The sequence below is a fragment of the Patulibacter ginsengiterrae genome, from assembly GCF_056269115.1.
In genome coordinates, this window is the sequence record NZ_JBWDOG010000012.1 from 1 (window position 1) to 20,869 (window position 20,869).

Sequence of the window (20,869 nt, forward strand, 5' to 3'; positions counted from 1 at the left end):
GGGCTGGTCCTGCCGACCGGGCTGGTCCTGCCGACCGGGCTGGTCCTGCCGACCGGGCTGGTCCTGCCGACCGGGCTGGTCCTGCCGACCGGGCTGGTCCTGCCGACCGCGCTGGTCCTGCCGACCGCGCTGGTCCTGCCGACCGGGCTGGTCCTACCGACCCGGGCCGGTCCTACCCACCGGGCTGGTCTGAGTCCGACCCCGGGCCGGTCCCGGAGCTCGGCGCCGTTTCACGCCTGGCAGGTCGGGTACACGAGAAAGCGTGAGCGACAAGGAGCCGATCTCGTGACCAGCGCCCAGACCTACGTGACCCGCAAGGCGGCCAAGGCGACCCTTCGCCACGCCCGTCACGGCACCATCTCCAAGGCTCGACGTCAGCCCCTGCGGGCGGTGACCCTGCTGACCGTCGGTGGACTGATCGGCGTGCTGGTGACCCTGATCGTCGACCCGCGACGGCGCGGCCATCGCCGCCAGCAGGCGGAGCAGGCCGCCGCCCAGGCCCGCCGGACGGCGAGCGGGGTCGCCGACGCCACGGCCCACGCGGCCCGCCGCGCCAAGGGCAGCGTCGCCGAGGCGACCGCCCCCGTTCGTCACGCCCTGCGCGAGGACCCGGACGGCCGCACGCTCTCGGACCGCGTCAAGAGCGAGGTGCTCCGGTCGCACGACCTGCCGAAGGGCGACATCGTGATCGATGCCGTCGACGGGATCGTGACCCTGCGCGGGGCGGTCGAGTCGGTCGAGCAGCGCGAGCAGCTGGTCACTGGGGCGGCCGAGGTCGACGGGGTCGACCGGGTCGAGTGCCTGCTGCACGTGCGGGGGCAGGGCGAGAACGGGGTGGGGCCGGCCGCGGCGTAGCGCGGGCCTTGGGTGCCTCGGGTTCGGGGGGGCGGGTTGGGCTTCGGGTTCGGGTTCGGCGCGCGTCCTCACGTGACGGCGCGGGGTTCGGGCGCGGGGCGCGTCGTGACGTCACGGCGCGCGCGGCCGATCGAGGCAGGCGGGGCCGTCACGGGGCGGCCCGGGGCGACTGATGCGGATTTACGGCCTATATGGCGGTAAATCCGCATCAGTCGCCCCTCCCGCGCCCCTCGTCCCTCAGCTCGTCCGGCGCTCGCCTCAGTCGCCGCTGACCGGCGCCGTGCCCGCCGCCGGGCCGCCGGCTTCGTCCGGCAGCGCCCCGACCGCCAGGTCGCGCGGGCGTCGCACCTGCCGCAGCGTGGCGACGCCGATCACGCCGACGACGCCCGCGGCGACGAAGTCCGCGGTGGGGGAGAAGCACATCGGCCGTCGATGATCCCCGAGCGGGCGGATGCTCGGCGTGACGACTTCGGAGACACCCCTGCTGACACCGGCGTCGCGTTCGTCGGTGCGGGGTAGAGTGCCCCGGGTGCAGAAGCATCCGTCGTCCGAACGTCGAACCGCTGCGGGGCGTCGACCAGGCCGACGCCGACCAGCGCTGATGCGTCTGCTGGCGCTGTTGGTCGCGCTGCTGGGGACGCTCGCGGTGAGCGCCCCGGCGCACGCCGCGTCCGCCTCGATCTCGGTGACGCTCTCCGCCGACCCGACCGAGGGGAAGCCGGTGACGGTGACGGTGACGGGAACGACCGCCGCGGCGCGCACGCTGTGGGTCTACACCTCGGCCAACGGCTGCTCGAGCTTCCCCGGTCCGACGCGGGGCGACGAGTTGACGGGGCCGCTCGGTGAGGCGGTAGTGGGCACCTTCTCGCGGTCGTACTCGATCACGGCTCAGCGTCAATGGCAGACGAACTACGTCTGTGCCTACGTCGGGGAGAACCGCATGGCCTACGCCGATGCGGACGCGTACGTCGAGGTCATGCCGCGCCCCGCCTACGGAGACGTCGCGGTCACGCTCGCGTCCGACGCAGCGGTGGGGAAGCCGCTGGCGGTGACGGTCTCGGGAACGACGGATGTCCCGCGGCAGCTGTGGGTCTTCTACTCGACCCTCGGGTACTGCGAGCCCCGGGTGCCCAGCGCGGGCGGGATCGAGCTGTCGCCGAAGGCCGGCGAAGCGGTCGACGGAGCGTTCACGAAGTCGTACTCGATCACCCCGACCAGCGAGGGGCAGCAGAAGGTCTGCGCCTACCTGGGAACCAACCGCACGGCTCCCGTCAACGCCACCGCGTCGGCCGAGCTCGTCTTCCCCCGGCCGCCGGTCGTCCCGCAGGATCCGCCGCCGGCGCCGCCCCAGATCCACGTCCCGGGACCGAAGACGCTGCCGCCGGCCGCGCTGGTGGCCCCCGCGAACGGCGTGGCCACGCCGCTGAACCTGAGCTTCGCCTGGACGAGCGCGGCGCCGGAACGCGACGTCCTGGTCCTGTCCCGCCAGGACCCCAAGCGCGGCTGGGTCCCCCGCCTGACGGTCGCCTCCTACGGGTACCGGGAGCTGGATCCAGCGAAGCGATACGCGACGGACAACCTGCTGACGACGTTGGGTCAGCTGCTGTCCCCGACCGAGGAGATCGCGAGCTTCGAGGTCGCGGGGCCGAACGTCGCGGTCCGGTTGGGCGCGTCGCTGGAGCCCGGGCGCTACCGCTGGTCGGTGCTCAACGGCACGACCACGCCGGCGGCCTCCGAGGAGCGGGAGCTCACGGTCCAGCCGCCGCTGCTCAGCACGCTGCGGGTCACGACGAAGGCCCGGTTCGGAAGCTCGCTCCGGTCGCCGGGGCAGACCGAGATGCGGGTGACCGTCACGCCCTACGCGCAGGTGCGCGTCGAGCTGCGCCGGAACGGCCGCCGGACCGCCACCCAGTTCGCCGGCGACAGCCGGAGCTCGCTGCGGTTCTCCGTCCCGTGGAGCTGCCGCAAGCCGGGCGGGAGCTACCGCTACAAGGTCACCGCGCGCGACGCGACGGGCAAGACGATGACCCGCTCGGGCTCGTTCCGCCCGATCACCACGCGAGAGTGCGGCCAGATGCGGGCCTTCGAGATTCGGCTTGCGCGGTACAAGGCGGCGTGCGAGCGGAGCGGCAGGCGGCTGAAGGAGACCCGCACGAAGAAGGGCTCCGTGTGGAAGTGCGTACCCCGCTGAGGTCGTGACGGCCGGCGACCGGGACCGATGCGGACCTGGCTTCGCGCGGAGCCATATCCGCATCGGCCCGCCTGGTCGCCCGAGGTGAGCCCCGCCCCCGCGCTCAGGCGTCGGGCGCCGGCTTGCGCGCCTCGCGTAGGGGGTCGCCGGCGGCGTCCGCGTCGAGCCGGCCCGGCCACGGGCCGGCCCAGTTGTCGCGGGCACCGTCGAGGGTCAGGACCGAGCCGCTGAAGAAGTCGCCCGCGGGCGAGGCGAGGAAGGCGACCAGCCAGCCGAACTCCTCGGCGGTGCCGAGCCGCTGGAGCGGGACCTGGCCGGCGGCGGCCTCGACCAGCGGCTTCGGGTACTTCGACATGAACGTGTCGGTGCCGAACTGGCCGGCGGCGATCGCGTTGAGCTTGATCCCGTAGCGCGCCCACTCGATCGAGAGCACCCGGGTCAGGTTCTCGACCGCCGCGCGGGCGGCCGAGCTGTGGGCCATGCCCGGCAGGCCCTGGTGCGGTGAGAGCGTGACGCTGACGATCTTGCCGCCGCGCGGGGCGCCGTCGTCGCCGGGCACGATCATCGCCTTGGTCGCGACCGCGTGGGTCATCAGCCAGGTGCCCTCGGCGTTCAGTCGCATCACCGTCCGGAAGCCCTTGGGGCTGATCGTCTCGGCCGGGGCGAGGAACTGGCCGCCGGCGTTGTTGACGAGCAGGTCGATCCGGCCGTGCCGCGCGAGGATCCCGTCGACCAGCGCGTCGACCTGGTCCTCCTCGCGGATGTCGCAGATCTCGGCCTCGCAGCGGTCGGCGCCGACCAGCGCGACGGTCTCCGCCAGCGGCTCCTCGCGGCGTCCGCAGACCACCACGTAGGCGCCGCCGGCCGCCAGCTCGAGCGCGGCGGCACGACCGAGCCCGGTGCCGCCGCCGCTGACCAGCGCGACCTGGCCGTCGAGGATGCCGGGCGCGAAGAGGGTCGAGCGGGGTGGCGTGGGGGCGGACATGCGGGTCTCCGTCGGGGCGGATCGCCGGTGGTCGGCGATCGGGGGTGGGGCGGGAGCGACCGGCGGACGGGCCGGTTCCTACGGGAGCGTAGCCGTCGCTGCTCGACCTGGGCCGGCTCCGGGGCCGCCGCCCGCCCTCAGCCGGTCAGGTAGCGGGTCAGCATCGTCACGGTCTCCTCGACGTAGACCTCCGGCGACGGCCCCGCGCGGGGGTGGATGACGAGCCCGTGGGTGACGCTCTCGGCGGTCTGGACCACCAGCTGCGCCGCCAGCCGCTGGTCGTGGACGGTCACCTCGGGGCGGGCGGCGAGGTAGGCGGCGACGGCGGCGACCGCGAGGTCGGTCGTCTGGTCGAGCCGTTGGCGCAGGGGCTCCGGCCGCGGCGCCTCCTCGAACAGGACCCGGTGGAGCGTCGGCTGGTGGCGGTGCAGCTCGAGCAGCGCGTGCAGGATCCGGCCGAGGCCGTCGGCGATCGGCGGCGGCGCGGTCGTGAGCTCGACCATCAACGGCACCAGCTCCGTGCTGGCCTGCTCGAGGTGGCGCTCGATCAGGGCGACGAGGATCGCGTCCTTGTCCGGGAAGTACTGGTAGAGCGTGCCGATCGAGACCCCCGCCCGCGCGGCGATCCGGTTGGTGGTGCCGGCGGCGTAGCCGTGGCGCTCGAAGACCTGAGCGGCGGCCTCGACGACCGCGTCGACGGTCTCGACCGAGCGTCGCTGGACCGGCTTGCGCCGGGGGTTCGCACCCCGCTCCGGGCTCACCGCGAACGCCGACCCGAACGCGAGTAGAAGAACCTGAGCATTTGCTCATACTAGAGGGGGACCCACCGAGAGGATCCCGATGACGAAGACCGTGGCCGTGACGACCGCGCTGCCGATCACCGCCGAGGCCGCCTGCGCCCTGGCCAAGAAGCCCGCGATGATCGAGCACGTGCTCTGGCCGTGGGTGGCGATGGTCCCGGACGGGCCGCTGCCCGAGGCGGTCGGCCCGGACGATGAGATCGCGACCCGCCTGCGGTTCTTCGGCGTCGTGCCCGGCTGGACCCACACGCTGCGGGTGCTGCGGATCGGCGAGCGCGAGCTGGCCACCCGCGAGTGGGGCGGGCCGGTCGCGGCCTGGAACCACACCCTCAGCTTCGCGTCGACGTCCGCGGACTCGTGCCGCTACACCGACCGCGTCGAGATCGGCGCCGGCCCGCTGACCCCGCTGCTGGCGCTGCTCGCGCGCGGGCTCTTCCTCTACCGCCAGGCGCGCTGGCGGCGGCTGACGCGGATCCTCGCCTGAGCCCGAGGGGCCACGCCTGGCGCGGCCGTATCCTCGACCCGGTGCGCTTCGCGAACAGGGGACGCTGGGTCGCCGCCGGTGGCGGTCTTCTGGCTGTCGCGACGATCGTCGTCGTGCTGTTGCTCGTCCTGCCGAGCCGCGAGCGCTTCCACGAGCCCGCGAGCGTCGACGACCTGGCCGGACGCGTCGATCGGGCGGTCGTGGCCGCGCTCCCGGCGGCGCACGTGCCCGACGCGCAGGTGGCGCTCGTCCACGATGGACGGGTGGTCTGGACCCGCGCCTACGGGCGGGCCGACGGACGCACGCAGTTCCGGGTCGGCTCGGTCTCCAAGTCGGTCGCTGCGCTGGGCCTGCTGCGTCTGGCCCGCGAGCGGGGCGTCGCGCTCGACCGGCCGCTGACGATCGGAGGTTGGCCGGCGTCGGCGCCGGTCACGCTCGGTCAGCTGCTCAGCCACACGGCGGGTCTCTCGGTCCCCGGCTACCTCGGCCTGCCGCCCGATCGGCCGCTGCCGAGCACCCGCGACGAGGTCGCGGGCCGGGGCGAGCAGCCGCGGCTGGAGCAGGTCGCGTCGCCGGGCGGCGGCTACCGCTACTCCGGGGGCGGCTTCACCCTCGCCCAGCTGTGGGCGGAGCAGGCGACGGGCGAGCCGTTCGATGCGGCGATGCGGCGGCGGGTCCTCGGGCCGCTGGGGATGCGGGACAGCAGCTTCGCGGCGGCCGAGACACCGGCGCGAGCGGCCCGCGGGCACGACGCATCCGGGCACCCGTCGCCGGACTACCGCTACGCCGCCACCGCAGCCGCCGGGCTCTGGTCGACGGCGGCCGACATCGGGCGGTTCGCCGCCGTGATCTCGTCGGCCGACCCGCTCGCGCGGGAGATGCGCCGGCCGGCCCCGGCGACCGACGGGGTCTACGGCCATGGGCTCGAGCTGCGGACCCTCACCGACGGCACCCGGATGGTCTGGCATCCCGGGGTCGACCGGGGCTGGCAGGCCCTGATCGCGGCGTTCCCGGAACGGCGGTGGGGCCTGGTCGTCCTCACCGACGGCGACGGCGGCGGCGCGGTCGCCGACGCCGCCCTCCGCACGCTCGTGCGCTGACCCGCCCGTCCGCGGAGCCGGGGCGTCGCCGCACGGCGAGTCGCTCGGGGCGGGGCTGCGGTCCCGACCCCGGTTTCGGGCGGGGTGGGCGACCGGGGCGGGGCGGCCCGTAGGCGGCCGTCGCGGGCGACCGGGACAGGCGCACGAACGGGGGTGAGCGGCGTGTGATCTAGCGCACAGTGTATGTCTATTCTCGGATCCAAGTCTGAGGCTGAATGGATCCCAACTAGGCCAAAAAGCCGAATCAAAAGAAGTCTTGACATCTGGATTGGATCCGAGATAGGTTCCGCCCAACGATGGTGGACCAGCAGATCGAGCTCTTCGTCAACGGCACCCTGATGCGCGGCCTGCCGCTGCACGGCAACCTCGCCGGGGCCCGTCTCGTGGCCGAGGCGGCGACCGCGCCGGCGTACCGGCTGTACGCGGTCGGGGACGTCCATCCGGCGATGGTCCGCGACGACCAGGCCGGGGCGGCGATCGCCGGCGAGCTCTACGAGCTGCCGCTCTCGACGCTCGCCGCGGTCCTCGACGGCGAGCCCGCCGGACTCGGGATCGGCGTCGTCGAGCTCGACGGCCTCGGCCGCCGGCTCGGGGTCGTCTGGGTCGCGGGGGAGCTGCCCGCCGACGCGGTCGAGATCACCGCGCTCGGAGGCTGGCGCGCCCACGTCGCCACGCTCGGCGGAGAGGCGGTGACCGCATGACCACGCGTCCGGTCGACGACGGCCCGCGCAACACGATCGGCGGCGGGATGCGGGCCAACGGCCCGACCCCGGAGGCGTTCGCCCCGCCCGAGTCGATGCGCCCGACGCTGGTCGGCGAGCGCTACATGGTCGCCGCCGGGCACCCGCTGGTCGCCCAGGTCGCGGCCCGGGTCTTCGAGCGCGGCGGCAACGCGATCGACGCCGGGGTCGCCGCCGGCCTCGCCAGCAACGTCGTCCAGGCCGACCAGTGCAACCTCGGCGGGGTCGCCCCGATCGTCGTCCGCGCGGCCGGCGACAGCACCGTCCACAGCGTCGCCGGGCTCGGCTGGTGGGGCGCCGACGCGACCACCGAGGCGTTCGTCGAGCGCTTCGGCAGCGACATGCCGCTCGGCGCCCCGGTCGGCGTCGTGCCCGCCGCGATCTCGGCCTGGATCCGGTCGCTCCAGCGGTTCGGGACCTGGACCTTCGCCGACTGCGCCGCCGAGGCGATCACGCTCGCCCGCGAGGGCTTCGTCGTCGACCGGCGGCTGGCCGAGTCGCTCGAGGTGATGGGCGGCGGCTTCGGCAAGTGGGAGGCGTCGGCCGCGATCTACCGGCCGAACGGGCGCCCGATCCGGACCGGCGAGCGGCTGGTCCAGGACGCGCTCGGGCGGCTGCTCGAGCAGCTCGCCGCCGCCGAGCAGGGCGACACCCGCGAAGCGGCGCTGGACGCGGTCCACGACGCCTTCTACCGCGGGGAGCCGGCGCGGATCATCGCCCGCTACGCGGCCGAGAACGACGGCTGGCTGACGGTCGAGGACCTCGCCGGCTTCGAGGCCGAGATCGAGCCCGCCGTCCGCCGCCGCTTCGGCGACTGGGAGCTGTGGACGCCGACCACCTGGTGCCAGGGCCCCGCGATGCTGCAGGCGCTGGCGATCCTCGACGGCTACGACCTCGAGGCGCTCGGCCACAACTCGCCGGAGTACGTGCACGTCGTCGCCGAGGCGACCAAGCTCGCCTTCTACGACCGCGAGCGCTACTACGGCGACCCGCGCCACGTCGACGTCCCGCTCGAGCGGCTGCTCTCCGACGAGCACGCCGGCGAGCTGCGCGAGCGGATCGAGCCGGGCCTCGCGATGCCGGGCCTCAGCAGCGGCGGCGACGGCTACGGCGGGCGCTTCGACACGACCTACCTCTGCACGATCGACGCCGAGGGCAACGCGTTCTCGGCGATGCCGTCCGACACCCTCGACGGCTCGCCGATCATCCCCGAGCTGGGGATGTTCATCTCCCCGCGCGGGGTCCAGAGCCGGCTCGACCCTGCCCACCCGGCGGCGATCGCGCCCGGCAAGCGGCCGCGGATGACGCCCGCCCCGGCGATCGCGATCGCGGCCGACGACGCCCCGGGCGACCCACGCGTGATCGCGTTCGGCTGCCCCGGCGGCGACGTGATCCTGCAGGGGATGCTCCAGGCGTTCCTCAACCTGACGACCTTCGGGATGACCCCGCAGCAGGCGGTCGAGGCCCCGCGCTTCGCGGCCTTCGCGTGGCCGGACTCGTTCTACCCCCACGGCGAGGTGCCCGCACGGGTCTCGCTCGAGGGGCGGGTCGACGAGGCCGTCGCCGAGGCCCTCACGGCCTGGGGTCACGACGTGCGCCGCTGGCCGGACTTCGAGTTCGACGCCGGGGCGGTCTCGATGGTGCTGGACGCGGAGCGGCCGGCGGACGGGCGGCGGGTACTGGCGGCGGGCGCCGACCCGCGACGGATCAACTACGCGCTCGGGCGCTAGGCAGACATCAAGGAGATGGCGATGGGACCTGACGGGATCAACCAGCGAATCACCCGGCGCGGAGCGCTGCGGGTAGCCGGTACCGGCGCCGCACTGCTCGGCGGCGGCAGCCTGCTGATGGCGTGCGGCGGCAACTCGTCGTCCGGCGGGGGCTCGTCCTCCGGCGGCGGCGGAACCGAGGTCACCGACCAGATGGGGTGGCTGAAGCTCTCCCAGTTCGCGGGCTTCTTCGCCGCCCAGGAGCGCGGCTACTACAAGGACGCCGGCCTGACGGTCGACATCCGCGCCGGCGGCCCGAACATCATCGCGTCGCAGATCGTCTCCAACGACAAGGCGACGGTCGGCAACGACGACAACGGCACCGTCCTCCAGGCGATCGCCAAGGGCACCAAGGTCGTGATCTACGGGACGATCTTCCAGAAGTCGCCGTACGCGGTGATGAGCCTGCCCGGCAACCCGATCCGCACGCTCCAGGACTTCAAGGGCAAGAAGATCGCTCTGACGCCGGCGACCCGGCCGCTGCTGCTGCCGCTGCTGAACAAGGCCGGCGTCAAGGCCGGCGACGTCAAGTTCCTGCCCGCCGGGCCCGACCCGTCGCAGCTGGTCAACAAGCAGGTCGACGGCTACTTCGGCTACGCGACCCAGCAGGGCGTCAGCCTCCAGGCGCAGGGCGTCGACGTCATCAGCGTGCTGCTCGACGACCTCGGCCTGCCCAACTACGGCAACGTCCTGATCACGACCCCGGACCGGATCGAGAACGAGCGCGACCTGCTGGTCAAGCACCTGCGCGGATCGATCCAGGGCTGGGAGTACGCGATCGCGCACCCCGACGAGATGGGCAAGCTCGTCGCCACCAAGTACGGCCCGAAGGGGCTCAAGGTCCCGACCGAGGTCGCGGTCAACAAGGCCCAGGCCCCGCTCGTCGCCAACCCCAAGGGTGTGATGCGGATCGACGAGGAGCGGATGCAGCAGATCATCGACTCGTACGTGGCGGCGAAGGCGCTCGCCAAGCCGCTGAAGGCGTCGGACGTGATGACGACCGAGATCGTCGACGCCGCCTTCGGCACCAAGACCACGCTCGCGGAGGCCTGATCCCGATGGTGATCGACGCGTACAACAACGCCTGGCCGGGCGCCGGCAACTCCGACTACCTGGCCGGCGACGGCTTCAGCGTCGAGCGGATGCTGGAGACGATGGACGCCGGTGGCGTCGACCGGGCCGTCGTCTGCTCGCTCGGGCAGATGATCGACAACGACTACATCCGCAAGATCCAGGAGCGCTTCCCGGACCGGCTGATCGGCTTCGGCCAGGTCAACCCGCGCGCGGAGGACGCGGTCGAGGAGATCGCCCGCTGCGCGGCGGCGGGCCTGCGCGGCCTGAAGCTGCACCCGACGATGCACGGGTACCACTTCTGCGACCACGCGCTGCTCGATCCGATCATGGAGGCGGCGGCCGAGCACGGCCTGATGGTGCTGGTGAACGCGCTCGACGACCCGTTCTGCGCGCCGCTCTCGATCGAGGAGATCGTCCGCGGCTTCCCGACGGTCCCGGTCCTGATCGCCCACATGGGCACGATCTGGAACCTGATGGAGGCGATCCTGGTCGCCAGCCGCACGCCCAACGTATACCTGGAGACCTCGGGCACCCAGCTGCTCGACGTGCGGACCGCCTACGAGCAGGTCGGGGCCGATCGGATCGTGCTCGGGACCGACTGGCCCGGCAACGACTTCGACCTCGAGCGGGCCAAGATCGCCCGCGCGATCCCGGACCCGGAGGACCGCGCCAAGGTCGAGGGCGGCAACCTCGCCCGGCTGCTGCGGATCGGAGAGGACTGAGCACATGACCAAGACGAAGCCGATCGACCGCGTCGACGGTCCGACCGCGGAGGCCGCCGTCGCGGCGATCGACGTCCACGGCGTCAGCCAGCGGTTCGACATCGACGGAGACACCTTCACGGCGCTCCAGGAGATCGCCCTCAGCATCCGGGCCGGCGAGTTCGTCTCGCTCGTCGGTCCCTCGGGCTGCGGGAAGTCGACGCTGCTGCGGATCATCGCCGGGCTGCTCGCGCCGACCGGCGGCGAGGTCCGGATCGGCGGCCAGAGCGCCGCCGCGGCGCGGACCGCGCGCGAGTTCGGCTTCGTCTTCCAGGACCCGGTGCTGCTGCCCTGGCGCACGGCGCTGGAGAACGTCGAGCTGCCGATGGTGGTGGCCAAGCAGGGCAACGCCAGCGAGCGTCGCGAGCGGGCCCGGGCGCTGCTCGACCTGGTCGGCCTGGCCGACTTCGAGCGGGCGGCGCCGTCGAAGCTCTCCGGCGGCATGCAGCGACGCGTCGGGATCGCTCGGGCGCTCGCGCTCGACCCCTCGATCCTGCTGCTCGACGAGCCGTTCGGCGCGCTCGACGAGATCACCCGCCAGCGGATGAACGCCGAGCTGCTGCGGATCTGGTCCGAGCGCCAGACGACCGCGCTGCTGGTCACCCACAACGTCGGCGAGGCGGTCTACCTCTCCGACCGGGTCTTCGTGATGGCCGCCCGCCCGGGTCGGATCGTCGCCGAGGTCCCGATCGAGCTGCCGCGCCCGCGGACGCTGGAGATGCTGGAGGGCGAGCGGTTCTTCCAGTACACCCGCGAGCTGACGCGGCTGCTGCTGCACGACGAATCCGGGGAGCAGGCACCGTGAGCCGGACCCGTTCGCGCCTGATCGCGGCGTCCTCCTACCTGCTGCTGTTCGCGGCCTGGTGGGGGCTGGCGCTGGCCAACGACCACCCCGGCACGCTCTGGCCCGCCCCGCCGGAGGTCGCCCAGGCGATCTGGGACGGGCGCTCGGCGCTGGCCGAGAACGCCGCCGCGACGATGACCGAGGCGGCGCTCGGGTTCGCCTGCGGCGTGCTGCTCGCGACCGTGATCGCGCTCGTCGCCGACCGCTTCCGGGCCGTCGGCGAGGGCCTTCAGCAGATCGCGCTGGCGGTCTACTCGCTGCCGCTGATCGCGCTCGCTCCGGTGCTGGTGATCTGGTTCGGCGCGGGGATGTCGACCAAGGTGATCATCGCCGCGCTGGCCTCGTTCTTCCCGGTCCTGATCAACCTCTCGCAGGCGCTCCGCCAGACCGACCCGCGGACGCTCGAGATGATGGCCGTCGCCGGGGGCAGCGGCTGGCAGGCGTTCCGCCGGATCAAGCTGCCCTACGCGCTGCCGCCGCTGTTCGCCGCCTTCACCGTCGCCGCTCCGGCCGCGATCGTCGGCGCGATGCTGGCCGAGTGGGTCGGGGCGGAGAAGGGCCTCGGCCTGATGATCCTGTTCTCGATGACGAGCTACGACGTGCCCGGGATCTGGGCCTCGCTGATCGTCGCCTCGGGGATCTCGCTCGCCGTCTACGGCCTGTTCGCGTTCTCCGGACGCCGCCTGTTCGGCTGGCATCCGTCCGTCCAGCCGATCCGCGTGGAGGCCTGAGATGAGCACCGTCGACGTCGCCGCCCCGCGCGGCCGGGCGCGCTCGCGCTCGCAGAGCCTCCGCCGGCTGCTCCCGAGCGCGCTCGCCGCGCTGTTCGTGCTCGGCGCCTGGGTCGGCGTCAAGCTGATCTTCCAGCCCGACGACCAGATCCTGCCCTCGCCGCTGGCCGTGCTCGACGAGGCCGGCGCCCAGTCCTCGACGCTGCTCTCGGCGGCCAAGACGACCCTGATCGGGGCCTTCGGCGGCTTCGTGGTCGGCAACGTGGTCGGGATCGCCGGGGCGATGATCGTCGCCGGCTCGGCGACCGCCGCCCGCGTGATCCTGCCGCTGGCGCTGGTCGTCCGCGTGATCCCGGTGATCGCGCTGGCGCCGTTCCTGACCCTCGTGCTGGGCAGCGGGGGCGCGACGGTGATCGCGATCTCGGCCCTGATCGTGTTCTTCCCGACCCTGATCAACGGGGTGCTCGGCTTCCGCTCGGTCCCCCGCGAGATGCTCGAGCTGATGGAGATCTCGGGCGCGAGCACCTGGGACGTCTTCCGTCACGTGCGTGGTCCGGCGGCGCTGCCGTACCTCTTCGCCGCCTTCCAGGTCGGCGCGGCCGCCTGCATCCTCGGCGCGATGATCGCCGAGTGGGTGACCTCGAGCGAGGGGCTCGGCTACTTGATCCTCCAGTCCGGCGTCCAGTTCGACGTCGAGCTGATGTGGGCCGGGGTCGTGCTCGCCGCGCTGCTGGCGCTGGTCGCCTTCGGGATCACCGGCTGGCTCGCCCGCCGCTACGCGTCGTACCTGGAGGACTGATGATCGTCGATGCCCACCAGCACCTCGGCGACTGCCGGGTGTTCGACGCCGACATCGCGGAGCAGACCGTGCTCGACTGCGTCGCCGAGCACGATCTCCACCGCGTGCTGGTGATGCCGTTCCCGGGGGCGGAGGATCCCGAGGGCGTCCACGACCGGATCGCCGCGCTCGGCGACCGCTCCGGCGGACGGGTCCGGGGGATCGTCAACATCAGCCCCCACCGCGACCGCGGCGCCTACGCCGCCGAGGCCGAGCGCTGCGTCCGCGAGCTGGGCTTCGTGGCGCTGAAGCTGCACACGATCGGCCACGCGGTCGAGCCGGACTCGCGCGACGGCCGGACGGTCTTCGCGGAGGCCGAGCGGCTCGGCGTGCCGGTGATGGTCCACACCGGCGGGGTCGGCGAGCCGTTCGCCAGCCCGACCCACTGCCTGCCGCTCGCGCGGGCCTACCCCGAGGTCACGATCGTGCTCGCCCACGCCGGCATGGGCGTGGCCACCCGGCAGGCGGGGATCGTCGCGATCGAGTGCCCGAACGTGGTCCTGGAGACCTCCTGGTGCCCGGTCCTCGACACCGGCTGGCTGCTCTCCGAGCTGGGGCCCGAGCGGGTGATGCTCGGCTCCGACGCGGTCGAGAACCTGCCGGTCGAGCTGGCCAAGTTCCGCGCGCTCGGGCTCGACGACGCGGCGCTCGAGCGCTGCCTGTCGGGCACGGCGATCGAGGTCTTCGGGCTGTGAGCGCCACGCTCCTGATCCGGGCGTCGGTCGTGCTGATCGACGCCGACGCGCCGCCGCTGCGGGAGGCGGCGGTGGTCGTCGCCGACGGTGCGATCGTCGCCGTCGGGCCGGCGGCGGAGCTGCGGGCCGCCCACCCCGAGGCGGCCGACGGCGGCCGCTTCGACGTCCTGCTCCCGGGACTGATCGACGCCCACTCGCACGCCCGCCGGACCCCGCTGGCGGCGCACGGGATCCACGGTGGACCGCTGGAGCGGTTCCTGGTCGCGCTCGGCACGATGACGCCGACCGACCCGGAGGACGAGGCGCTGCTGGCCGGGGCCGACGCGGTCGCGACCGGCGTCACCACGACCCAGGCGCTCGTGCACGGCTTCGGCGGACCGGACGACTACCGCGACGGTGCGCTGGCCGTGCTCGCCGGGCTCGGTGCGTCCGGGGCGCGGGCGCAGCTCGCGCTCGGGCTGACCGACCGCGACGAGTGGGGGCCGGACGACGTGCTCGCCCCGACCCGCGGCGTCGACCCCACGACCTTCACCGCGCTCGCCGGCGGGCTCCAGGGCCGCCGCGTCGGCCAGGCCACGATCGACGCCGTCGGCCCGGTCGCGCCGCAGTGGTGCTCCGACGCCGCGCTGCGCGCGATCGCCGCGGTCGGGGCCGCGCGGATCCACGCGCACCTGCTGGAGAGCCCGCGCCAGCGGCTGCTCGCCGACGTCGCCGGCGACCCGATCGCGCGGCTCGCCGCGGCCGGCCTGCTCGACGCGCGCACGTCACTCGCGCACGGGGTCTGGGTCGACGACGCGGGCGCCGAGCGGCTGGCGGCGGCCGGGGCGGTCGTCGTCCACAACCCGGGCTCGAACGAGCTGATCGGGGTCGGCACGCTGCCGCTCCGCGAGCGGCTCGACGCCGGCCTGACCGTCGCCTTCGGGCTCGACTCGCACACCCCCTCGGAGCCGCCGGACGCGTTCGCCGAGCTGCGCCGGAGCATCTCGGCGGCGGCCGGCCGCGGGACCACGGCATCCCCGCGCGAGGCGCTGCGGATGGCGTTGGCCGGCGGGGCGGCGGCGCTCCGTCGCGACGACCTCGGGCGGCTGGCCGCGGGCGCGCGGGCCGACATCGTCGGGTTGCGGCTGCCGGCCGCGGCGGAGACCGGCGACCCGCTGACGGTCGTCGTCGGCGCCGCCGACCGCGAGGCGATCGAGCGGGTCTGGGTCGACGGGGCGGTCGCGTTCCCGCGGCCCCCGGCGGTCGCCGCCGCGGTCGTGGCCGCCGAGGCCCGGATCGACGCCCGGCTGGCCGAGGATGCCGCGGGGCGCGAGGCACGGCAGGCTCGCGCCGACAGGACGTGGACGATGGTCGACGAAGCGTGGGGGCGTCTGGCCGAGCGGGCCGGGCGTCACGAACCAGGTGTGGAGGTCACGGAATGAGCAGTGAAGACCAGGGCAACGGGGAGTCGGTCGTGGAGCGGCTGACCGGCGAGATCGCGCACGCGATCATGGTCGGCGAGTTCGCCTACGGCACGTGGCTGCGGCAGGACAGGCTCGCGGGCCACTACGGCACCAGTCGTCAACCGATCCGCGAGGCGCTGCGGCGGCTCGAGGTGATCGGGATGGTCGAGTCGCTGCCCAACCGCGGCTCGCGCGTGACCGGCCCCGACCCGGCCTCGATCCGCGACGGCTACGTGATCCGGGCCGAGCTGGAGGCGCTCGCCGCCGGCCTCGCCGCCCAGCGGATCACCGGCGACGAGCTGGCCACGCTCGGCGCCGCGGTGGCCGCGTTCCGGACCGAGATCGTGCGCGACTTCGAGAGCGAGGGCACGATCCCCGAGGCCCGCGCCGCCTGGATCGCCGCCCACGACCGCTTCCACGAGCTGATCCTCGAGGCGTCGCACAACGAGCGGCTGGCGCACATGGTCCAGACCCTCAACGTCTCGCTGCCCCGCAACGTGACGATGGACGCGATCAGCGACCGCGGCGAGCTGGAGGAGGACGTCCGCCGGCACGAGGTGATCCTGCAGGCGCTCCAGCTCCGCTCCGAGCAGCTCGCGAGCCTGGCGATGCGCGAGCACGTCCGCCGCAGCGGCGTCCTGATCGCCACCTGGTTCTCGCGTCAACGCGACCTCGACGGTCGCTGATCCCGGACTCCGCATGACCACGCATCCCCCGACCGACCATCCGTCGACGACGTCGACGGCCACCCCCGGCGTGCCCGCGACCGAAGCGCGCCCGGCCTTCCGGCTGGCGCACTGCTCGCTGGCCGTCCGCGACCTCGACCGCGCCGTCGGCTTCTACGCCGCCGCCTTCGGGGCCGAGCTGGCCTTCGCCGACCACGGCATGACCGACCTGATCCGTCCGACCGTCGGGCTGCCCGAGGTCGTCTGCGACCTCGCCCAGCTGACCCTTCCGGGCACCCGTCAGCGGCTCGAGCTGATCGCCTTCCGCGACGTGCCCGCCGGGCGCGAGGACGAGGCCCCGGTGCGGGTCGGCCACGGCCACGTCTGCTTCGAGGTCGACGACCTCGACGTCGCGCTCGAGCAGGTCCGGGCGCTGGGGGCGGAGCCGATCGGGGAGGTCGTCCGGTTCCCGGAGGGCCGCGCCGTCTACGTCCGCGAGCCGGCCGGCAGCGTCATCGAACTCGAGGAGGTTCCGCAAGCATGAGCCAGACCACGCCCATCGACCGCTACCGCTGGATGGCCCGGATGCGGGAGTTCGACCTCGCCTGCCTGGAGGGCGTCCCGACCCGCGAGATCCACGGCGAGCTGCACACCGGGATCGGCCAGGAGGCGATCGCCGCCGGGATGGCCGGCGTCCTGCGCCCCACCGACGCGCTCGTCTCGACCCACCGCAACCACGGCCACGGGCTGGTCAAGGGGACCGACCCGCGGGCGCTGCTGGCCGAGATCTACGAGCGCTCGACCGGCCTCTGCGGCGGCTACGGCGGCCACATGCACCCGTTCGACCCGAGCGTCAACTTCTCGGCGACGGGGATCGTCGGCGCCTCGCTGCCGGTCGCCCTCGGCTACGCCTACGCGATCCGGCTGGAGGGGCGCGACGACGTCGCGGTCGCGCTGACCGGCGACGCCGGCACCAACCACGGCACCTTCCACGAGTGCATGACGATGGCCGCGGCCTGGGAGCTGCCGCTGATCATCGTGGTCGAGAACAACCGCTACGGGATCAGCGTCTCCAGCGACGACGTGATCCCGACCGCCACGATCGCCGAGCGCGCCGTCGCCTACGACTGCCTGGGGGAGACGATCGACGGGACCGACGCCGAGACCGTCGCCGAGGCGTTCGCGCGGCTGGTCGACGAGACCCGCCGCGACCCGGCGCCGTGCGTGCTGGAGGCGACCTGCTTCCGCTTCCAGGGCCACTACGAGGGCGACGCCCAGACCTACCGCACGAAGGACGAGCACGAGCGGATCCGCCGCGACGGCGATCCGCTGCTGATCGCCCGCGCCAACCTGACCGCCGCCGGGACCGCCGACGCGGCCGCGCTCGACGCGATCGACGGCGAGGCCCGCGCCGAGATGCAGGCGCTGCTCGCCGCCGTCCGCGAGGACCCGATGCCCGATCCCGCCCGCGCCCTCGACCACGTCTTCGCCGCATGACCCCCGGGAGCACCGTGACCGACCCGACCACCACCGTCGTCCGCAACCGGCCGACCTCGGCCTTCGTCGCCGAGGCGATCGGGCTCGAGATGGAGCGCGACGAGAAGGTCCTCGTGCTCGGCGAGGACGTCGGCCGGATGGGCGGCGTCTTCGGGTCGACCCGCGACCTCCAGAAGCGCTTCGGCGAGCAGCGGGTGCGCGACACCCCGATCGCCGAGATGGGCTTCACCGGGATGGGCGTCGGGCTGGCGATGGCCGGCTACCGCCCGCTGGTCGAGATCATGTTCGCCGACTTCATCGGCGTCTGCCTCGAGCAGGTCTACAACGCCGCGGCCAAGAACCGCTACATGTCGGGCGGCAACGTCGCGATGCCGATGGTCTTCAAGACCGCCGGCGGGATCCTCGGCGCCGGCGCCCAGCACTCGCAGTGCCTGTGGGGGACGTTCGCGCACCTGCCGGGCCTCAAGGTCGTCGTGCCGTCGTGCCCGTACGACTACAAGGGCCTGATGGCGGCCAGCCTCGAGTCGCCCGATCCGGTCGTCTACATCGAGCACAAGAGCCTGCTGGTCCGGCGGGCCGACCAGTTCCGCCACGGGGCCGCGGTGCCGGAGGAGCGCTACACGGTCCCGCTCGGCCAGGCCGCGGTCGTCCGCGAGGGGAGCGACGTCACGATCGCGACCCTCGGGTTGAGCGTGACCAGCGCCCTGGAGGCGGCCGAGACGCTGGCCGCCGAGGGGATCGAGGCCGAGGTCGTCGACCTCCGGACCGTCGTCCCGCTCGACGTCGAGACCGTCGCTGCCTCGGTCGGGCGGACGGGGCGACTGCTGGTTGTCGACGAGGACTACCGCAGCTTCGGCCTCTCCGGCGAGCTGATCACCCGGGTCGTCGAGCAGGTCGGCCTCGACGGGCTGCGCGGCGTCGCCCGCCACGCGGTCCCGGACGTGCCGATCCCGGCCGCGCTGACGCTCGAGCAGGCCGTGATCCCCTCCGCGGACTCGATCCGCGACGCCGTCACGGAGCTGCTGGCATGAGCGGCCTGACGCTCGATCCCGCGTTCCGCGCGGTCGTCGTCGGCGCCGCCGGCGCGCTCGGCGCCGCGATCAGCCTCGGGTTCGCCGAGGCCGGCGCCCGGGTCGTCGCACTCGACCTCGACGCGGAGACCGCGGCGGCGGTCGTCGCCGGCCTGCCCGGGAGCGGCCACGCGGCGGACGCGATCGACGTCACCGACGGCGAGGCCGTCGCCCGCGTCGCCCGCGAGATCGGCGCCGCCGACGCGGTCGTCTACGCCGCCGGGATCGCCCCGACGGCGGAGATCCTCGCCTTCGACTGGGCCGCCTACCACCAGACGATCGCCGTCAACCTGACCGGCGCGCTGCACGTCGCCCAGGCCTTCGGCCGGACGATGCGCGACGCCCAGCGGCCCGGCGCGTTCGTCTTCCTCTCCTCGACCGCCGGCAAGCGCGGCGAGGCCGGGGCGGGCGCCTACTGCGCCTCGAAGTTCGCGCTCCAGGGCGTGGTCGAGACCTTCGCCGCCGAGGTCGGCGTGCACGGGATCCGGGTCAACGCGATCTGCCCCGGCGACGTCGACACGCCGATGATCGAGCGCGTCGCGCGGGCCCAGGCCGCCCGTGAGGGCAGCGACCCCGCGACCGTCCTCCACGGCTACGCCCAGCAGACGGCGGTTCGCCGACTGGTGACCGTCGCCGAGGTCGGCCGGACCGCCGTCTGGCTCGCCTCACCCCTCGCCTCCGGGATCACCGGAGAGTCCGTCAACGTCGACGCAGGAGCCCTGACCGGATGACCGTCAGCGTCAGCACCGAAACCGTGATCCGCGACCTCCAGCAGCTGGTCCGGATCGACTCGCAGAGCCCCGGCCCGCGGGAGGCCGAGGTCATCGCCTGGCTGGCGAACCGGCTCGACCGACCCGGCATCCGCGTCCAGCGGCAGCCCGTTCCCGGCGGCGGCGAGAACCTGATCTTCACCGTCCCCGGCACCGGCGAGGCGCCGCGGCTGGTGCTCTCGGCGCACATGGACACCGTGCCGGTCGGCGACCACTGGACCGTCGATCCGCTCGGCGGCGAGCTCCGCGACGGCGCGATCTGGGGCCGCGGCTCCTGCGACATGAAGGCCGGCCTGGCCGTCGCGATCGCGCAGCTGGAGGCGACCGCCGACGGTCCCGCGCCCCCGGGCGACCTGATCCTGGCCGCGACCGTCGACGAGGAGGGGCCGTCGATGCGCGGCGTCCACGCGCTGGTCGATGGCGGCCTCGTCGACAAGCAGGACCAGGTCGTCGCGCTCGAGCCGACCGGGCTGCGGCTGCGGATCGCCCAGGTCGGCCTGCGCTGGCTGGAGCTGGTCGTGCACGGGCGGATGTCGCACGCCGGCCGCGCCCACCGCGACGGGATCGACGCCAACCACCTGGCCGCGCTGATCGTCTGCGAGCTGAAGCAGCGGGTCGGCGAGCTGGCCGGCGAGCACCCGCTGCTCGGGCCGCCGCGGACGACCTGCGGCGTGATCGCCGGCGGGGTCGCGACCAACGTGATCCCCGGCTCGTGCCGGATGGAGCTGGACGTGCGCGTGGTGCCGCCGGCCGCGCCCGAGGACGCGACCGCGCTGGTGCGGGAGATCGCCGACGGCGTGATCGCGCGCTTCCCGGGCAGCCGCTACGAGCTGCGCGGGCTCGGCGTCGGCCGGCCCCCGGTCGTCGCCGACCCGGACGCCCGGATCGTGCAGGGCCTGCGCGCCGCGTGGGAGGACGTGCACGACGGCGAACGCCTGCCGCAGGGCGGCGAGGACGGCCACGAGGCCTACACCGACGCGTCGATGATCGCGGCCCTGACCGGCTCGCGGACCTGCACCGTCTGGGGGCCGGGGCTGCCGAGGCACGCCCACGTCGCCGACGAGCACGTGACCGTCGCGCAGCTCGAGACCGCCGTTCGCGTGCTCGAACGGCTCGTGGCGCAGTGGGGCGAGACGATCACCGGACGGGAGCCCGCATGACCACCAGCATCGGAACGAGCACCACCACCGACAGCGGGCGCCACCGGGCGACGCTGCCCGTGATCGGGGTCGTCGGCGGCTTCATGTCCGGCCTGCTGGGGATCGGCGGCGGGACGGTGATGGTGCCGCTGATGGTGCTCTTCGCCGGGATCAGCCAGCGGGCCGCCCACGCGATCAGCCTGGCGGCGATCATCCCGATCAGCATCGCCTCGATCGCCGTCTACGGCGGGGCGGGGCACGGTGCCGTGGTGCCCGCGCTGTGCCTGGCCGTCGGCGCGATCGTCGGCGCGCGGATGGGCGCGGGCCTGCTGGCCAACGCGCCCGAGCGGACGCTGAAGCTGGCCTTCGGCGTCTTCATGCTGGTCGCCGCGGTGGCCACGATCACGATGGGGGACTGA

Annotated in this window: 23 protein-coding genes; 20 read left to right on the top strand and 3 right to left on the bottom strand. The window is 73.9% G+C overall.

From position 1 onward, the window contains the following. A partial coding sequence (locus tag ACVUH9_RS15395; RefSeq protein WP_475758431.1) for a BON domain-containing protein occupies positions 1-855 on the top strand: 855 nt, incomplete at its 5' end. 258 nt (positions 856-1,113) lie between these two features. Here ACVUH9_RS15395 and ACVUH9_RS15400 read toward each other — a convergent pair. Next, the gene (locus ACVUH9_RS15400) at positions 1,114-1,278 is read right to left on the bottom strand and encodes a DUF6629 family protein (protein WP_475758433.1); all 165 of its coding nucleotides are present in this window, start codon (positions 1,276-1,278) and stop codon (positions 1,114-1,116) included. A 178-nt stretch (positions 1,279-1,456) separates the two neighbouring features. Between ACVUH9_RS15400 and ACVUH9_RS15405 the strand changes: the two genes are divergently transcribed. Further along, the gene (locus ACVUH9_RS15405) at positions 1,457-3,046 is read left to right on the top strand and encodes a hypothetical protein (RefSeq protein ID WP_475758435.1); all 1,590 of its coding nucleotides are present in this window, start codon (positions 1,457-1,459) and stop codon (positions 3,044-3,046) included. A gap of 103 nt (positions 3,047-3,149) precedes the next feature. On the opposite strand, the gene ACVUH9_RS15410 is transcribed toward ACVUH9_RS15405, so the two are convergent. After that, entirely contained in the window at positions 3,150-4,031 is an 882-nt protein-coding gene (locus tag ACVUH9_RS15410; RefSeq protein ID WP_475758437.1) for an SDR family oxidoreductase, read from the bottom strand. A 137-nt stretch (positions 4,032-4,168) separates the two neighbouring features. Beyond that, positions 4,169-4,792, bottom strand: coding sequence for a TetR/AcrR family transcriptional regulator (locus ACVUH9_RS15415; protein WP_475758439.1), 624 nt, complete (start codon positions 4,790-4,792; stop codon positions 4,169-4,171). A 79-nt stretch (positions 4,793-4,871) separates the two neighbouring features. Here ACVUH9_RS15415 and ACVUH9_RS15420 point away from each other — a divergent pair, with 79 nt between their 5' ends. From ACVUH9_RS15420 to ACVUH9_RS15505, 18 genes are all read left to right on the top strand, one after another. After that, on the top strand, positions 4,872-5,315 hold the full coding sequence (locus ACVUH9_RS15420) for a hypothetical protein (protein ID WP_475758441.1): 444 nt from the start codon (positions 4,872-4,874) through the stop codon (positions 5,313-5,315). A gap of 41 nt (positions 5,316-5,356) precedes the next feature. Continuing rightward, positions 5,357-6,415 (top strand): serine hydrolase domain-containing protein, encoded by a 1,059-nt coding sequence (locus ACVUH9_RS15425; protein ID WP_475758443.1) that lies wholly within the window; start codon positions 5,357-5,359, stop codon positions 6,413-6,415. A 296-nt stretch (positions 6,416-6,711) separates the two neighbouring features. Beyond that, a complete protein-coding gene (locus ACVUH9_RS15430) occupies positions 6,712-7,116 on the top strand; it encodes an allophanate hydrolase-related protein (protein WP_475758445.1) in 405 nt (134 codons plus the stop codon). After that, on the top strand, positions 7,113-8,885 hold the full coding sequence (locus tag ACVUH9_RS15435; RefSeq protein WP_475758447.1) for a gamma-glutamyltransferase family protein: 1,773 nt from the start codon (positions 7,113-7,115) through the stop codon (positions 8,883-8,885). The genes ACVUH9_RS15430 and ACVUH9_RS15435 overlap by 4 nt, the downstream gene beginning before the upstream one ends. 21 nt (positions 8,886-8,906) lie before the next feature. Beyond that, on the top strand, positions 8,907-9,977 hold the full coding sequence (locus ACVUH9_RS15440) for an ABC transporter substrate-binding protein (protein ID WP_475758449.1): 1,071 nt from the start codon (positions 8,907-8,909) through the stop codon (positions 9,975-9,977). A gap of 5 nt (positions 9,978-9,982) precedes the next feature. Next, positions 9,983-10,720: an amidohydrolase family protein gene (locus ACVUH9_RS15445; protein ID WP_475758451.1), complete on the top strand. Its 738-nt coding sequence runs from the start codon at positions 9,983-9,985 to the stop codon at positions 10,718-10,720. Positions 10,721-10,724: 4 nt separating this feature from the next. Continuing rightward, positions 10,725-11,564, top strand: coding sequence for an ABC transporter ATP-binding protein (locus tag ACVUH9_RS15450; RefSeq protein ID WP_475758452.1), 840 nt, complete (start codon positions 10,725-10,727; stop codon positions 11,562-11,564). Continuing rightward, positions 11,561-12,334, top strand: coding sequence for an ABC transporter permease (locus ACVUH9_RS15455; protein WP_475758454.1), 774 nt, complete (start codon positions 11,561-11,563; stop codon positions 12,332-12,334). The genes ACVUH9_RS15450 and ACVUH9_RS15455 overlap by 4 nt, the downstream gene beginning before the upstream one ends. A gap of 1 nt (position 12,335) precedes the next feature. Next, on the top strand, positions 12,336-13,133 hold the full coding sequence (locus tag ACVUH9_RS15460; RefSeq protein WP_475758456.1) for an ABC transporter permease: 798 nt from the start codon (positions 12,336-12,338) through the stop codon (positions 13,131-13,133). Continuing rightward, complete coding sequence (locus tag ACVUH9_RS15465) at positions 13,133-13,867, top strand: amidohydrolase family protein (RefSeq protein WP_475758458.1); 735 nt, start codon at positions 13,133-13,135, stop codon at positions 13,865-13,867. Before ACVUH9_RS15460 ends, ACVUH9_RS15465 begins: the two co-directional genes overlap by 1 nt. Continuing rightward, the gene (locus ACVUH9_RS15470; protein WP_475758460.1) at positions 13,864-15,288 is read left to right on the top strand and encodes an amidohydrolase family protein; all 1,425 of its coding nucleotides are present in this window, start codon (positions 13,864-13,866) and stop codon (positions 15,286-15,288) included. Before ACVUH9_RS15465 ends, ACVUH9_RS15470 begins: the two co-directional genes overlap by 4 nt. After that, the gene (locus ACVUH9_RS15475; RefSeq protein ID WP_475758462.1) at positions 15,285-15,995 is read left to right on the top strand and encodes a GntR family transcriptional regulator; all 711 of its coding nucleotides are present in this window, start codon (positions 15,285-15,287) and stop codon (positions 15,993-15,995) included. The genes ACVUH9_RS15470 and ACVUH9_RS15475 overlap by 4 nt, the downstream gene beginning before the upstream one ends. Before the next feature lie 13 nt (positions 15,996-16,008). Further along, on the top strand, positions 16,009-16,518 hold the full coding sequence (locus tag ACVUH9_RS15480) for a VOC family protein (protein ID WP_475758464.1): 510 nt from the start codon (positions 16,009-16,011) through the stop codon (positions 16,516-16,518). Beyond that, a complete protein-coding gene (locus ACVUH9_RS15485; RefSeq protein ID WP_475758466.1) occupies positions 16,515-17,471 on the top strand; it encodes a thiamine pyrophosphate-dependent dehydrogenase E1 component subunit alpha in 957 nt (318 codons plus the stop codon). Before ACVUH9_RS15480 ends, ACVUH9_RS15485 begins: the two co-directional genes overlap by 4 nt. Next, the gene (locus tag ACVUH9_RS15490) at positions 17,468-18,502 is read left to right on the top strand and encodes an alpha-ketoacid dehydrogenase subunit beta (RefSeq protein WP_475758468.1); all 1,035 of its coding nucleotides are present in this window, start codon (positions 17,468-17,470) and stop codon (positions 18,500-18,502) included. The genes ACVUH9_RS15485 and ACVUH9_RS15490 overlap by 4 nt, the downstream gene beginning before the upstream one ends. Then, a complete protein-coding gene (locus tag ACVUH9_RS15495; RefSeq protein WP_475758470.1) occupies positions 18,499-19,272 on the top strand; it encodes an SDR family NAD(P)-dependent oxidoreductase in 774 nt (257 codons plus the stop codon). The genes ACVUH9_RS15490 and ACVUH9_RS15495 overlap by 4 nt, the downstream gene beginning before the upstream one ends. Next, positions 19,269-20,471: a M20 family metallopeptidase gene (locus ACVUH9_RS15500; protein WP_475758472.1), complete on the top strand. Its 1,203-nt coding sequence runs from the start codon at positions 19,269-19,271 to the stop codon at positions 20,469-20,471. The genes ACVUH9_RS15495 and ACVUH9_RS15500 overlap by 4 nt, the downstream gene beginning before the upstream one ends. Continuing rightward, complete coding sequence (locus tag ACVUH9_RS15505; protein ID WP_475758474.1) at positions 20,468-20,869, top strand: TSUP family transporter; 402 nt, start codon at positions 20,468-20,470, stop codon at positions 20,867-20,869. Before ACVUH9_RS15500 ends, ACVUH9_RS15505 begins: the two co-directional genes overlap by 4 nt.

Coding starts and splice junctions, on each gene's coding strand:
- ACVUH9_RS15400 (WP_475758433.1), bottom strand. CDS start 1,278: ATGTGCTTCTCCCCCACCGCGGACTTCGTCGCCGCGGGCGTCGTCGGC.
- ACVUH9_RS15405 (WP_475758435.1), top strand. CDS start 1,457: ATGCGTCTGCTGGCGCTGTTGGTCGCGCTGCTGGGGACGCTCGCGGTG.
- ACVUH9_RS15410 (WP_475758437.1), bottom strand. CDS start 4,031: ATGTCCGCCCCCACGCCACCCCGCTCGACCCTCTTCGCGCCCGGCATC.
- ACVUH9_RS15420 (WP_475758441.1), top strand. CDS start 4,872: ATGACGAAGACCGTGGCCGTGACGACCGCGCTGCCGATCACCGCCGAG.
- ACVUH9_RS15430 (WP_475758445.1), top strand. CDS start 6,712: ATGGTGGACCAGCAGATCGAGCTCTTCGTCAACGGCACCCTGATGCGC.
- ACVUH9_RS15435 (WP_475758447.1), top strand. CDS start 7,113: ATGACCACGCGTCCGGTCGACGACGGCCCGCGCAACACGATCGGCGGC.
- ACVUH9_RS15440 (WP_475758449.1), top strand. CDS start 8,907: ATGGGACCTGACGGGATCAACCAGCGAATCACCCGGCGCGGAGCGCTG.
- ACVUH9_RS15445 (WP_475758451.1), top strand. CDS start 9,983: ATGGTGATCGACGCGTACAACAACGCCTGGCCGGGCGCCGGCAACTCC.
- ACVUH9_RS15450 (WP_475758452.1), top strand. CDS start 10,725: ATGACCAAGACGAAGCCGATCGACCGCGTCGACGGTCCGACCGCGGAG.
- ACVUH9_RS15460 (WP_475758456.1), top strand. CDS start 12,336: ATGAGCACCGTCGACGTCGCCGCCCCGCGCGGCCGGGCGCGCTCGCGC.
- ACVUH9_RS15465 (WP_475758458.1), top strand. CDS start 13,133: ATGATCGTCGATGCCCACCAGCACCTCGGCGACTGCCGGGTGTTCGAC.
- ACVUH9_RS15475 (WP_475758462.1), top strand. CDS start 15,285: ATGAGCAGTGAAGACCAGGGCAACGGGGAGTCGGTCGTGGAGCGGCTG.
- ACVUH9_RS15480 (WP_475758464.1), top strand. CDS start 16,009: ATGACCACGCATCCCCCGACCGACCATCCGTCGACGACGTCGACGGCC.
- ACVUH9_RS15485 (WP_475758466.1), top strand. CDS start 16,515: ATGAGCCAGACCACGCCCATCGACCGCTACCGCTGGATGGCCCGGATG.
- ACVUH9_RS15490 (WP_475758468.1), top strand. CDS start 17,468: ATGACCCCCGGGAGCACCGTGACCGACCCGACCACCACCGTCGTCCGC.
- ACVUH9_RS15495 (WP_475758470.1), top strand. CDS start 18,499: ATGAGCGGCCTGACGCTCGATCCCGCGTTCCGCGCGGTCGTCGTCGGC.
- ACVUH9_RS15500 (WP_475758472.1), top strand. CDS start 19,269: ATGACCGTCAGCGTCAGCACCGAAACCGTGATCCGCGACCTCCAGCAG.
- ACVUH9_RS15505 (WP_475758474.1), top strand. CDS start 20,468: ATGACCACCAGCATCGGAACGAGCACCACCACCGACAGCGGGCGCCAC.